The 13197-nt window shown below is 63.1% G+C and carries 14 protein-coding genes; 9 read left to right on the forward strand and 5 right to left on the reverse strand.

Features of this window, described 5'->3' with window-relative positions; all coding sequences use genetic code 11:
* Positions 1–123 precede the first annotated feature (123 nt).
* From IQ26_RS00935 to IQ26_RS00945, 3 genes are all read left to right on the forward strand, one after another.
* Positions 124–876 (forward strand): Crp/Fnr family transcriptional regulator, encoded by a 753-nt coding sequence (locus IQ26_RS00935; protein ID WP_145711390.1) that lies wholly within the window; start codon positions 124–126, stop codon positions 874–876.
* A 131-nt stretch (positions 877–1007) separates the two neighbouring features.
* Positions 1008–1334: an ElaB/YgaM/YqjD family protein gene (locus IQ26_RS00940; protein ID WP_145711392.1), complete on the forward strand. Its 327-nt coding sequence runs from the start codon at positions 1008–1010 to the stop codon at positions 1332–1334.
* A gap of 11 nt (positions 1335–1345) precedes the next feature.
* The gene (locus IQ26_RS00945; RefSeq protein WP_145711394.1) at positions 1346–1810 is read left to right on the forward strand and encodes a hypothetical protein; all 465 of its coding nucleotides are present in this window, start codon (positions 1346–1348) and stop codon (positions 1808–1810) included.
* A gap of 169 nt (positions 1811–1979) precedes the next feature.
* On the opposite strand, the gene IQ26_RS00950 is transcribed toward IQ26_RS00945, so the two are convergent.
* Complete coding sequence (locus tag IQ26_RS00950; protein ID WP_145711621.1) at positions 1980–3512, reverse strand: sensor histidine kinase; 1533 nt, start codon at positions 3510–3512, stop codon at positions 1980–1982.
* Positions 3513–3675: 163 nt separating this feature from the next.
* Here IQ26_RS00950 and IQ26_RS00955 point away from each other — a divergent pair, with 163 nt between their 5' ends.
* Complete coding sequence (locus IQ26_RS00955; protein WP_145711396.1) at positions 3676–3876, forward strand: hypothetical protein; 201 nt, start codon at positions 3676–3678, stop codon at positions 3874–3876.
* Between the two features lie 29 nt (positions 3877–3905).
* Here the strand turns inward: IQ26_RS00955 and IQ26_RS00960 are convergent, their stop codons facing one another.
* Complete coding sequence (locus IQ26_RS00960) at positions 3906–4826, reverse strand: diacylglycerol/lipid kinase family protein (RefSeq protein WP_145711400.1); 921 nt, start codon at positions 4824–4826, stop codon at positions 3906–3908.
* A gap of 297 nt (positions 4827–5123) precedes the next feature.
* On the opposite strand from IQ26_RS00960, the gene IQ26_RS00965 reads away from it, so the two are divergent.
* On the forward strand, positions 5124–6596 hold the full coding sequence (locus tag IQ26_RS00965; RefSeq protein WP_145711403.1) for a PRC-barrel domain-containing protein: 1473 nt from the start codon (positions 5124–5126) through the stop codon (positions 6594–6596).
* 51 nt (positions 6597–6647) lie between these two features.
* Here the strand turns inward: IQ26_RS00965 and IQ26_RS00970 are convergent, their stop codons facing one another.
* Positions 6648–8216: an alkaline phosphatase family protein gene (locus tag IQ26_RS00970; protein WP_145711407.1), complete on the reverse strand. Its 1569-nt coding sequence runs from the start codon at positions 8214–8216 to the stop codon at positions 6648–6650.
* 218 nt (positions 8217–8434) lie between these two features.
* On the opposite strand from IQ26_RS00970, the gene IQ26_RS00975 reads away from it, so the two are divergent.
* The 4 genes from IQ26_RS00975 (at position 8435) to IQ26_RS00990 (ending at position 11649) form a co-directional block, all read left to right on the forward strand.
* Positions 8435–9367, forward strand: coding sequence for a VOC family protein (locus IQ26_RS00975; RefSeq protein ID WP_145711409.1), 933 nt, complete (start codon positions 8435–8437; stop codon positions 9365–9367).
* Positions 9368–9477: 110 nt separating this feature from the next.
* Positions 9478–10101 (forward strand): alpha/beta hydrolase, encoded by a 624-nt coding sequence (locus IQ26_RS00980; protein ID WP_145711412.1) that lies wholly within the window; start codon positions 9478–9480, stop codon positions 10099–10101.
* A gap of 3 nt (positions 10102–10104) precedes the next feature.
* Positions 10105–10404 carry a GNAT family N-acetyltransferase gene (locus tag IQ26_RS00985; protein WP_145711414.1) on the forward strand — a complete coding sequence of 100 codons (300 nt, stop codon included), beginning with the start codon at positions 10105–10107 and terminating at the stop codon, positions 10402–10404.
* Between the two features lie 186 nt (positions 10405–10590).
* Positions 10591–11649 carry a dipeptidase gene (locus IQ26_RS00990; protein WP_145711418.1) on the forward strand — a complete coding sequence of 353 codons (1059 nt, stop codon included), beginning with the start codon at positions 10591–10593 and terminating at the stop codon, positions 11647–11649.
* 4 nt (positions 11650–11653) lie between these two features.
* On the opposite strand, the gene IQ26_RS00995 is transcribed toward IQ26_RS00990, so the two are convergent.
* Together IQ26_RS00995 and IQ26_RS01000 are read right to left on the reverse strand one after the other, a co-directional pair.
* Complete coding sequence (locus tag IQ26_RS00995) at positions 11654–11914, reverse strand: hypothetical protein (RefSeq protein ID WP_145711423.1); 261 nt, start codon at positions 11912–11914, stop codon at positions 11654–11656.
* Between the two features lie 2 nt (positions 11915–11916).
* On the reverse strand, positions 11917–13194 hold the full coding sequence (locus tag IQ26_RS01000; protein ID WP_145711429.1) for an aminomethyl transferase family protein: 1278 nt from the start codon (positions 13192–13194) through the stop codon (positions 11917–11919).
* Between the last annotated feature and the right edge of the window lie 3 nt (positions 13195–13197).

Consider the following 13197-nt stretch of genomic DNA (forward strand, 5'->3'; position numbering starts at 1 on the left):
AGTTATTTGGCATCCTGTCATTTAAAAAAGACATGCCCATCGCGGATGGCGGAACCTCGACGCCTGCAGGGCGTTTGCTATCGCCCTTTCAAAGAGGGCAACGCTTTCAAAGCGGGGATCGAAATGCCTGGCCAGAACGGCCGTTCTTCTCCCAGTCGCCGGTATTCATGCGGGAACTGTCCGTTGCGGCCGTTGCCGGCGTTCGAGAAGCAGGAACTCGTCTTCGTCGACGCGTTCAAGAAAGGCGAACTGGCCGTCGACAAGGGGGCCACGGTTTTGGTGGAAGGGAGCCACAGCGCCCACCTCTATACGGTGCAGTCGGGTTGGACTTTCCGCTACAAATTGCTGTCCGACGGGCGCCGCCAAATTCTGAACTATTCCATGCCAGGCGATCTCATCGGTTTGCAAGGCAGCCTGATGGGCGAAATGCAACACTCCGTCGAAGCGCTGTCGCCGATGCTGCTCTGCGTCTTCGAGCGGGAGGCCCTTCCCGATCTCTACCGCAGCCATCCGGGCCTCGCCTATGACATCACCTGGATCGCTTCGCGTGAGGAGCGCATGCTGGACGAGAACCTGCTCAGTATCGGCAGACGCACCGCGCTCGAGCGTGCAGCCTGCCTCATCGCCTTCATATCCAGCCGTGCCAAGGCGGTCGGGCTCAATGGCGGGACGCCCGTGCGGATTCCGATCCCGCAGCAGCACATCGCCGATACGCTCGGCCTGTCGCTGGTCCACACCAACAAGACGATCCGGAAGCTGATGAACCGCAAGCTTATCTTCTGGCGCGGCGGAGGCTGCGAGGTGGTCGACAACGAAAGGCTCAAGGAACTCGCCCGCTGGGAGGGGTTGAGCGAAGATCGCCGACCACTGATTTGAAGGCCCGGCCAAATACGTTCGCGCCGGGCTGGACTCGCCTGCGGAAACACCCTTTCATGGACCGTGTTCCGATTTAGGAACCTTGGCGTGTATCGGGCGTTTGAAATCAAGCGAACGCAAGGAGTTAAGCAATGGCGACTGCCGCAGGAAAGACCGCAAACGAAAGCCGGGCGAATTCGGACCTCGAGGCTGACATCAGGCAATTGAAAGCCGATATCGAAAAACTCACCAAGCAATTGGCCAAGACCGGCGAACATGGCTATGGGACGGCCCGCCGGGCTGCCGTTGAAGGTGTCGAGCAATTGCGCACCCAGGGCGAAGCAGCCTTCGACACCGTGCGCAGCAACGCCAAGGATATCGAGGCGCAAGTGGCGGCGAGCGTGCGCGAAAAGCCGGTGACGTCGCTGGCGATCGCGGCAGGCGTCGGCTTTCTGTTCGCGCTTCTCGCGCGCCGCTAGCCTCAACCCAGATGGCAATGCTGGCATCGCTGATCTCGGGCCTGGCCTCGGGTGAAATGATTGCAGCCGCGCGCCGCGCGCGCTCGGCTGCTGTGGTTTATGCACTCGCAGCACTTGCAGCACTGTGCGGCCTCGGTTTCCTCGTCGGAGCGGCCTATGTCTGGGCGGCGGGCCGCTATGGGCCGATGGCAGCCTGCCTCGGTTTCGGGATCGGCTTCCTTGTGATCGCAGCGCTCCTCCTGCTCATCCATCAACTGTCGGCCGGTGCCCGAACCCGACGTCGGGCGCAGAGGCGCAATGCCGACATGAAGGCAATCGGCATCGCGGCCGCGCTCGCCGTGCTGCCGACGCTGCTCAAGGGGAAAGGCGGCCTGGGCACGATTCTCGGCCCGGCGATTGCACTCGCCGCCTACGCCATCTACCGCGAGAATATGAAGCCCGACGCCGACGATCCGGACGCCGGCGAAGCGAAATAACTCGAAACCGTTCTTCTTGTTTGACCATGTTCTTGCCCGAATCCGGGCGCCACTTTTCGCGGAAGCGGACCTTCGGTTCGGCATGATTCTAAAGCGCGCCGCGTCTGAAGGCGTCATGCGACGCGCCTTAAGTTCCTGTCTTAATGCATACCCCAAGACCGCTGCGCCGTCACTTCGACAGGTCCTCCAGCGGCATCGATATTTCGGCGAACACGCCTTCCGGCCGGAATTCATGGATCACTTCGCTGGAGATGACCTTGGCCAGGCTGCGGCGGATCAGGATAGAGCCGAAGCCATAGCGTTCGGGCGAGGCAACTTCAGGCCCGCCGCTTTCGCGCCAGGTCAGCACCAGCCGCCGTGCGCCTTTCCGGCCCCGTGCCTTCCAGTCGAGATCGACCTTGCCCGCGGCCGCCGACAGCGATCCGTATTGCAGCGCGTTGCTGGCCAGTTCATGCAGGATCAGGCCAAGCCCGACAGCCTGGTCGGGTGAAAGCAGGAGGTCCGCGCCTGAGATCGTCATGCGCGGCTGTTCGGCGGTGTCGAACGGTTTGACCTCGACCTGCACGAGTTCGCGAATGCCGATGCCGCGCCACTCGCGGTCGGACAGCAGGCTGTGAGCGGCGCCCAGCGCCTGAAGCCTGGCGCTGAAGGCTTCGAGGAACTCGCTCGGCCGGTGGGCATGGCGAACGGTTTGCGTCGCCAGCGCCTGCACGGTCGCCAGCGTGTTCATGACGCGATGGTTCAGCTCGCGCAGCAAGAGCCGTTGCCGCTCGTCGCCGAGCTTGCGTTCGGTAACGTCGTAATTGACGCCGAAGATCAGCGTCGGCTTGCCGTCGCCGTCGCGCTCGATGACGCGGCCGCGCGTAGCGACCCAGCGCGGCGGACTGAAGCCCTTGACGCGGTATTCGCCAAAATAGTCGTCGCCGCTGGTCAGCGCGTCGCGAAAGCGCGTCTCGGTCTGGTAGACATCGCGCGGGTCGATGGCGGCAACGATGTCGCGCGCCCTCAGCCGGTTCGAGCGCGGCAGGCCGAACAGTTCGGACAACCGGACATCGCATTCGATCATATCGGTGTGGATATCCCACGCCCAGCTTGCGAGCGAGGCGGCATCGAGCGCGATGGCGCGCCGCTTTTGTTCGCGCGCCAGCGCCGCAGCGGCGCTGGCGCCGTTGCGGGTGGCGTCCTTCAATGCGAACAGGCTGGCGGCGAGGCTGGCGAGCGCCGTCAACTGTCCGAGCTTGGCGGCAGACGGCGACGCGCGCGGCTTCCGGTCGAAGACGCAGAGCGTGCCGATCCGGGCGCCGGCCACCACAATCGCCACACCTGCATAGAAACGGACATGGTGCTTGCCAATGACCAGCGGGCTGGCGCTGAAACGTGTATCCGCGGCCGCATCGGTCACCACCATCGGCTCGTCGCCGGCAGCAATGGCATAGGCGCAGAAAGATGTATCGGTGGCGGCCTCGGTCTCGTCCAGGCCGACACAGGATTTGAACCATTGCCGTTCGACGGCGAGCAGTGTCACCAGCGCGATAGGCACCTGCATGACCGCGGCGGCGAGCCCACTAATATGGTCGAAGTCGGGATCGGCCGCGGTGTCGAGTGCATCGAGACCGTGGAGTACGGCAAGCCGATCCTGCGCCCTTAGCACGCTAAGGACATCGACCGGCAGATTCGGCTTTTTCTCTACCCGGCTATCCACAAGGCCCCCAAATTCATCGGCTTGCAGCCATTCGCGCCAGGCCGGCTGCCTGGCTCCGAAACCGGAACCTTCGCCTTGAGGAACCGTTACCCAACCACGTTTTGCCAGCCGCGCCCGCCGGCGCCAAACGACATGCCAGCGCCAAACGACATGGAGGCCGATCATGCCCAAGATCGTTCCTGAAGACAAAGCCCGCCAGGGACGCTGGGGGTGGCACACCCTCCGTATCCTGATCGCCGCGCTGCTTCTGGCGTTTATCGCCTGGGGCGTCGCGGAGATTTACGGCAACATGATAGACAAGACGCCGCCAACCGAACAGGGCGAGCTTCCCAGGAACGAACAGGGCGAGCTTCCCCAGGGCTGAAGCCCGCCGATTGACCGTGGCGGGCCGCATCACGCGGCCTTCGCTTGGGCAGCGCGCGCCGGGACGAGAACGTTGAGCGCGCCAGGATGGATTTCGATCGTCGTTTCGCGGTCAAGCCTGATCAGTTCGCCATCCAAGACGGCGCGGAATCTCTTGGCTGCCGAGTGGATTTTCAAAACGACCCGGTCGGCCTGGTGGATTTCGACATGTCCGCTGTCGCGCCATTTGCCCCGCGCCATATCGAAAAGGAACCGGACCAGTTCGCCACGCTGCCGCGCCACCGTGATATAAATGCCGAGCACGCCGCCGGCGGGATTGTCGGCATAGGGCAGGTGACCCTCACCGAACAGATTGTTGGTGACGCCGATGCCGGTGGTGCGCGTCACGATTTCGGTTTCGCCGATTGTCAACGTCACCTTCATTGCCGACGGGTTTTTGATCGTCGCCCAGGCAGCCCGCACGGAGGCCTGCATCTTTCCCAGCCGCGAGCCAAACTCCATGTTCTGGCGAAGCTGCACCATCTTGGCATGCATGCCGATCGAGAACTGATGCACGAAGGGTCGGCCGTTGGCGGTTGCCATATCGACTGCGATGACCTCGCCGTCGGCAAAGGACTTCACTGCCGCGTCAAGGGTCTGCGGGACGCCGAGCCCGCGCGCGAACAGGTTCATCGTGCCGGCCGGTAATATGGCAAGCGCCGTTTTCCTGCCCATCAACCGGGCCGCCGCGGCCGAAATGGTGCCGTCGCCACCGCCGGCCAGCACGATGTCGATGCCGGGCTTCGAGGCGACGCTGTCCAGCGTTGCGACGATATCCTTGCCGGCAACGACGTCGATGTCGATGGAATGACCAGCTGCCTCCAACGTCCGGCGCATCTGGTCCGAGAAGGCGAAAAGATCAATCGTTCGCAAGGTGCCGCCCTCCTGGTTCAGCACCGCCGCAAATCGCATGCCCCCACTCCGTTCTTTCTTGGCAACCATGGGCAACCATTGGCCGGGACAGACCCAGCCACAGGCTGAAACGGGGCGGTTAAAAAAAGGTTCCGTAAGCTCTGACGAAAATACAGGAGTGCGGTTTACCGATGGAACGCATGCATAAGCGCGATTTAGACGGATTTTTACGACGTTCGCCATGGTGTTTCGGAACAACGGCGTGGTCACAGCGTTGTGACATGTGAAGACGCTGCGTCCGATCTTTCCATGGCTCAATTGGACGCGGCGTACACGAAATCACGAGGAGAGATGATCATGGTACGCACCCTTCTAGCCACGACCGCACTCACAATGCTGATCGCAACAGGCGCTTACGCGCAGTCGCAGACAACTCCGGCCCCGGCGCCGCCTGCCACCCAGGAAGCCGAACCGGTCGACGTGCAGCGCGCCGAGGGCAGCCTTGTCACCAACATCATCGGTGAATCGGTCTATAACGGCACAGGCGACGACGCCGAGAACATTGGCATGGTGAGCGATGTCGTCTTCGATGAAAACGGCCAGGCAAAATCCATCGTCATCGGCGTTGGCGGCTTCCTTGGCGTCGGCGCCAAGAACGTCGCTTTCGACTACGACAAGCTGGAATGGGCCGAACGGAACGGCGATCGTTGGCTGATCGCCCAAACGACAAAGGATGAGTTGACGGCTCAGCCGGACTTTGACCGCAAGCCTTACGATCCGGCTCCTGCGGCCACTGACACCACGGCTGCGGCTCCTGCCGCCCCTTCTGGGTCGACCGATACCACCGCACAGAACGCTCCGGCGGCCCCGGCCGAGCCCGTGAAGCGCTCCGACGGCAACCTTGCCACCAACATCGTCGGCGAAACCGTCTACAACGGCACTGCCGACGACGCTCAGAACATCGGCGACGTGAACGACATCGTCCTGGCCAAGGACGGCAAGGCAGAGTCGCTGGTGATCGGCGTCGGTGGCTTCCTTGGCATCGGCGAAAAGAACGTAGCCTATCAGTTCGACAAGGCCCAGTGGGCCGAGAAGAATGGCGATCGCTGGCTGGTCGCCCAGACCACGAAGGAGGAACTGGAGGCGCAGCCCGATTTCGACCGCAAGCCCTATGATCCGGCCCCGGCAACCACCGCATCCACTGACGCGGCGGCGCCTCAGCCGGTGACGACAACCCCTGCTGTCACCCCGGCTCCAGCCCCTGCGGATCAGACGGCGGAAGCCCCGACGGCAACGCCTGACACCGCTGCTCCGGCGCCTATGGACAAGACAGCCGAGGCTCCGGCTCCAGCGCCTGCGGATAAGACGGCGCAGGCCCCGGCGGCAACGCCTGATCCTGCTGCTCCGGCCCCAACGGACCAGACGGCCGAGGCTCCGGCTGCCGGAACGCCTGACGCCCCCGACCAGACGCAGACCGCGGCGATCGACAAGTCGGCACTGACCGAAATGCCGGTCGACGAGATCCGGTCGGAGGACCTGGTTGGAACCACCGTCTATGGCGCCAATGATGTCAATGTCGGTGAGATTGGCGACGTCGTGCTGACGGGCGACAAGAAGGTCGATGCCGTCATCATCGACGTCGGCGGCTTCCTCGGCGTTGGTGAGAAGGAAGTGGCGGTCGGCATGGACAACCTCAAATTCATGACCGACAAGGATGGCAAGAAGTACTTGTACACGACCTTCACCAAGGAGCAGCTCGAGGCGCAGGTCGTCTACGACAAGGGCAGCTATGCCGAGAAGCGCGACGAGCAGCGCATGATCATGCGGTAGTTCGCTCCACCGACGAAAAAAGGCCCGCGCCGGCAACGGCGTGGGCCTTTTTCATGGCTGGAAAGGTAGCAGGCCCGCGACGTGGCCGGCGACGCCATCCTCGGTCAGTTCGGCAAGCGCCAGTGATTGGTCGAGATGTTCGGCCCGCCAGGCAAGCAGCCTTTCGGCAAGCTCCAGCCGGACGCGCAGATAGGCCGGGTCGGCAGCGACATTGGTCAGTTCGTCTCGATCTCTTTCGAGGTCGAAAAGCAGCGACGGCAGGCCGCCGCCGAAATGGACATACTTGAATTCTTTCGTGCGGATGACGGCGAGGTTGCACTGGCGCGGACCGATGCCAAAATGGCGCTCGGCATGACCGTCGGCAACCGAGCGGAAATCGAACTCCCAATGCGCGGCCTCGCGCCAATTGTCCGGCTCCCTGGCATCCAGGAACGGCTTCAGCGATTGTCCGTCGAGATGCGGCGGCGTTTCCTCGCCAAGCAGATCGAGCAATGTCGGCGCTATGTCCACCGCCTCAGTGAAGCGGTGGACGCCGGCGCCAGCCGCTCTGCGACGGAGCGGGTCGCGGATGATCAGCGGGATATGAAAACTGCCGTCGAAGAAGCCGCCTTTGCCCAGCATGAAATGGTCGCCCATCATCTCGCCATGGTCGGAGGTCAATACGATGATGGTGTTATCCCAAGCATCCGCTGCCTTGACCGCTTGCCAGATGCGGCCAAGCTGCGCATCGACCTCCGAGATCATGCCGTAATAGAGTGCGCGGATGCGGCGAAAATCGTCGTCGCTCCAGTCGCGCACCTTGCCTTCGGCTCCCGGGCGGAATTTTGCCCGCTCCTGTTGGTCAAGATCATAGGCAAGGTAAGGGTGGCTTTCCGCCTCGGCCCGCCAGCTCGCGGCGCGGCGGAAGGCTGTACCGTCGGCGGGATCATACATCCTGTTGTAAGGCTCCGGCACGATGAAGGGCGGATGCGGGCTAAGGAAGGAAAGATGCGCGAACCATGGCGTGTCGCGCTCCTGTTCGCCAAGCCAGCGGACGAATTCGCCGGTCAGGAAAGCGGCTGGGGTTTCGTCCTTCGAGTAGACGGGCGACGCGTCGGTCACCGCGCCGCCATGGATCTCGTTCGCCGGGCGATGGATGTCGGGAAAACCGGCGCCGCTATCGACGCCGCGCGCCTTGAGCCAGGACAGCCATGGTTTCTGGTGCTCCGGCAGGAGTTGGCGCACGGTGAAGCCGGGCAGCACGCCTTCGTAGCTTTTCAGCCGCGGGTCGCCTGGCGCCAAAGCGCGCGGATCGGGCGACATGTCGGTGTAGCCGAACAGCGTCGGATCATAGCCGAGGCCGCGCAACGAAAGCGCGATGTTGCCGTGGCGGGCGTCGAGCGGCGTGCCGTTGCGGCAAACGCGGTTGTTCATCTGGTAAAGGCCGGTGTAGAGGCAGGCGCGCGCCGGGGAGCAGGGCGCCGCCCCACCATAATGTTTTCTGAACAGCACGCCCTCGGCAGCGAGCGCGTCGACGTTCGGAGTCCGCACCACCGGATGACCGACAGCCGACAGGCAGTCGCCGCGCCACTGGTCGCAGGTGATCAGGAGAATGTTCGGGCGCCTGCCTTTTCCGGTCAATCGCTGTATCCTTCATTGTAGCGTGCCGCTCATGGAGCCGAATTTTTGCGGCGACGCAAGCCAGAGGGTTTCGCCAGATAGTGAACGAAGGCCGTTTTATTGTTCACTCATAGAGCACAGTCTATTCTGTGTTTGTGGCCTTTGACGCCGGCTGGCGGGTCCTCATATTTGCGTGGACAGCGGCATGGGCCGCACAGGGCAAGGAAGGAGCAGGAAAAATGCTCAACCAGATCAAAGGCCTGCATCATGTCACCTCGATGGCCAGGGATGCGCGCCAGAACAATGAATTTTTCACAAAAAAACTCGGCCTGCGCCGGGTCAAGAAAACCGTCAATTTCGACGCACCGGATGTCTATCATCTCTACTATGCCGACGAGATCGGCACGCCCGGTTCGGTGATGACTTATTTTCCGTTCCCCAACATCGGCAAGGGCCGCCACGGCGTCGGCGAAGTCGGCACCACGGTCTATTCGGTGCCCGAAGGCACGCTCGCCTATTGGGAAAAGCGTTTTGCCGACGAGGGCGTGGCCGGCCTCTCGCGCGAAGAGACCTTCGGCGAGAAGCGTCTCGCTTTCGTCGGCCCCGACGGCGATGGTTTTGCGCTGGTCGAGGACAAGGCGGACACCAGAGCGCCATGGGCGAAAGGCGGCGTGCCCTCCGACGAGGCGATCCGCGGCTTTCATTCGGTATCGCTCAGATTGAGGGATGGCGGCGCTACGGAAGAGCTGCTGAAATTCATGGGCTATGAGGAAGCCGACACATCCGGCGATGTAAAACGGCTAGCGGTGAAGAACGGCAATGGCGCCAATGTCGTCGACATCGAATCGCTGCCGGGCGCTGCTTTTGCCGATCTAGGTGCCGGCTCCGTTCATCACGTCGCCTTCGCCGTCGAAAACCGCGCCAAGCAGCTCGAAGTGCGCAAGGCGCTGATGGAGACGGGTTATCAGGTGACGCCGGTGATCGACCGCGATTATTTCTGGGCGATCTATTTCCGCACGCCGGGCGGCGTGCTGTTCGAAGTCGCCACCAACGAACCGGGCTTCGACCGCGACGAGGACACCGCCCATCTCGGCGAGGCGCTGAAGCTGCCGTCGCAGCACCAGCATCTCAGGCCCTATCTCGAACAGCATCTGCAGAAGCTGGAAGACTGAAGCGCATCGCGTTTGATGAGATTGGGCGACGCGCTTCAGTTTAGTTTTGTGCATATCGTTATCGCAAAACCGCTGCGCACTTTCGCGCGGCATGCATTAAGGATCAGGTCATGAGCAAGGACGCTTACATCCACAAGGTGCTGCCCGGTTCGCCGGGCGGCGCGCTGCTCTTCGTCTTCCACGGCACCGGCGCCGACGAGGGCCAGCTTTTGTCGCTCGGGCGCGATCTTGCGCCGCAAGCGACCATCGTCTCGCCGCGCGGCGATGTCTCGGAACAAGGTGCTGCGCGCTTCTTCCGCCGCACCGGTGAGGGCGTCTACGATATGGGCGACCTGGCGCGCGCGACAAACAAGATGGTTGGCTTCGTCACATCGCATGTCGAAGCGGCAAAGCCTTCGTCGGTGCTTGGCCTCGGCTATTCCAACGGCGCCAACATCCTGGCCTCGGTGGTGTTCGCGGCGCCCTCGCTGTTCGACGCGGCGGTGCTGATGCACCCGCTGATCCCGTTCGAGCCGGAGATCGAGGGAAGTCTCGCCGGCCGCCGCATCATGGTCACGGCAGGCAGGCGCGATCCGATCTGCCCGCCCAACCTGACGTCGCGGCTGGAGGCCTATTTGCGTGCCGATGGCGCCGATGTCACAGTGGAGTGGCACGACGGCGGCCATGAGGTGCAGTCGAACGAGATAGAGGCGGCGCGGCGATTCCTATCCGCCACGCCGGTAGAAGGAGCGTAAGCAATGACGGACCAACTTCCGGAGATCGAACTCGAGGACCGCGGTTCCAAGGGTCGTTATCTCTTGCGCGGGCCGGACGGCGCTGAGGCGGAGATGACCTTCACCAAGATCGGCGAGCACCAGATCATCATCGACCATACCGACGTGCCGGATGCGTTTCGCGGCCAGGGTGCGGGGCTTCGCCTCGTCACCCGCGCCGTCGAGGACGCGCGCGCGGCGGGCAAGAAGATCATCCCGCTCTGCCCGTTCGCCAACGCCCAGTTCCGTCGTCACCAGGAATGGGCCGACGTGCTGAAGCAATAGGATCCTACCCACGTGCCTTGGCGTGCGATCACGGTTGAGGTCGGGCAGCCGCCAGAGCATGCATCGGCGTGGCATTTGCGCAGATCGCCAGTCTTGCCTAGTGGGTAGTGTCTTGCCTAAGTAGGTATCTTGCCTGCTGCTGGCTTGCCGCCGCCTGCCCGACCAATCGAACCGAATGACCCCCTGATGACCGAAACCGATCGCGTTCCCGTCTTCGACGGCCACAACGACACGCTGCTCAGGCTCTATCAGTCGAAAGACGCGGATGTCGAAAAGCTGTTCATCGAGGGAACGCCGGGTGGCCACATCGACCTGCCGCGGGCGAAGAAGGGCGGCTTTGCCGGCGGCATGTTCGCAATCTTCCCGCCGCCGGTCGAGAAATCCAGGCGCAGCGCGGTGCCGCCGGCGCCAAGCGACAACGAGCCCTTGCCGTCCGAACTTGCCCGTGTCGACGCGCTTCCCTCCACCATCGCCATGGCCTCGATCCTGTTCAGGCTGGAGCGAGCGTCGGCGCTCACCGTCTGCCGGAGCGCCGGCGACGTGCGAAACGCAATGGCACAAGGGTCGATCGCGGCGGTGTTCCACATCGAAGGCGTCGAGGCGATCGATCCAGAGCTGACGATGCTCGACGTGCTGCACGCTGCGGGCCTGCGCTCGCTTGGCATCGTCTGGAGCCGTCCGAACGCCTTCGGCCACGGCGTGCCGTTCCGCTTTCCGTCGACGCCCGATACCGGGCCGGGCCTGACCGATGCCGGCAAGGCGCTGATCAAGGCCTGCAACCAACTCGGCATCATGGTCGATCTTTCGCACCTCAATGAAAAGGGGTTTCGCGACGTCGCCGAGATCAGCGACGCGCCACTGGTCGCGACCCATTCCAATGTCCATGCGATCTGCGGGCATTCCCGCAATCTCACCGATTGGCAGCTCGGCGCGATCCGCGAGTCGGGTGGCATGGTCGGCTTGAATTTCGCCACCGGGTTCCTGCGCGACGACGGCAGGATGAATGCCGATACCAGCCTCGACATCATGGTGCGCCATGTCGACTCCTTGCTGCAGGCACTGGGCGAAGACGGCGTCGGCCTGGGTTCGGATTTCGACGGCGCCATGATCCCGGCTGTCATCGGCGATGTCGCCGGCCTGCCGAAGCTGCTCGATGCGTTCGCCGCGCGCGGCTTTGGTCGCGCGCTGATCGAGAAGATCGCCTATCGCAACTGGATCAGCATGCTGGAGAAAACGATCGGGTAGGGTACTACTCGAAACCCATACGCCTCAGCCAGTCCTGGCCAACGCCGCGGTCACGGATGATCGGCAGCGGATTTTCCGAATCCAGCCGGGCGCAGATACGGTAGACTTCCAGTGCTTCGGCACTCATCTCGCCGCGCTTGTAGAAGAACATGGCGGCTGCGTAGCGCGTGCGACCCGACCATTTTTCGCCGAGCGGCGTATTGACCAGCTCCCACTGTTCGGTGGCCTCCCCATCGACGTCGGACTTGTCTGTCTTGTCGGTCATGGTCAGAAACCCGCCGGTGGATTGGCGGTGCGGCGGTCGAGCCTGATGAAGGGTCGCGGCACCACCTTGGCCCGCTTCATCAGCTTCTGGTATTGCAGCTCGCGCATGGCGTAGATCTCGACCCAGAGGTCGTCGACCATCGTATCTCCAAACGGCCGCGCCAGCGAGGCGATGGCGATGTTGCGCTTGGCCATCGGCGACCACATGGCGGCGCTGATCAGCCCGACCTCCTGGCCTTTCCTATAGTAGACGATGGCATGCTCGGCCGGAATGCTGCCTTCGATTTCCAGCCCGACCAGCACATGACGAAGACGCTTCTTCGTCCGCGCGTCGAGAATGGCGCGGCGGCCGTTGAAATGGCCTTTTTCGAGGTCGACCATGAAACCGAGACCGATTTCGTCCGGCATGCGCAAGCGGTCGGCGCGGATGGCGTGCTCGGAGGTGACGAAGTCGGAATTGGCGACAATCAAGCCGGCTTCGAGCCGGGCGCGATTGAGTGCCGTGTAGCCGATGGCACGGATGCCGCGCAATTCACCAGCCGCCATCAGCCGGTCCCAAAGGCTTAGTGCTTGCTCAGATGGCACGAACAGCTCGTAGCCGAGATCGCCGGTGAAACCGGTGCGCGAAATGGTGACTTGGCTGTTTCCCTGGGGGTCGCCATCATGTGGGAAGTCGGCGAGGTCGAAAACCTTCAGATTTTCGACGCCGGCGAAACCGGCATCGTGCAGCACGGCGAAGGCGGTCGGTCCTTGCAAGGCCAGACCGGCGACGGCCGCGGTTTCTTCTTCGACCGTCACATCGAAACCTATGGCGCTGTCGAGCAGCCAGGGCAGATGCCGTTCCTGGGAGCACAGCCGGAACCGCGTCGGCGACAGGCGGAACAGCGTGCCGTCGTCGAGGACGAAACCTTCGTCGTCGCACCAGGCGGTGTAGTGGACGCGGCCCGACTTCAGCTTGGTCACGTCGCGCAGCGTGACGCGATTGAGGAAGGCCTCGGCATCCGGGCCTTCGACGCGGTATTTCGTCATCGGCGAGATGTCGAACAAGGCCGCCTGGCTGCGGATGGCGAAATATTCGAGCTCCTCGTCCCACAGCGAATGCGGGGCTCGGTAGCCGGCCCAATTGTACCAGTCATTGGTCCTGGCCAGCGCATCGATGCGTGGCTGAAACGGTGTGCCGCACCGCAAGGTGCGGAAGTGCGATTGGGCTGTGGTGCGGGCGGTGTCGATGCTCGGTTGAGGGGGGGCGTCGTAGAGCAGGGCCTTAGCTCTTTGGATCATCAT

The organism is Mesorhizobium tianshanense (genome assembly GCF_007830515.1).
Lineage (GTDB): Bacteria > Pseudomonadota > Alphaproteobacteria > Rhizobiales > Rhizobiaceae > Mesorhizobium > Mesorhizobium tianshanense.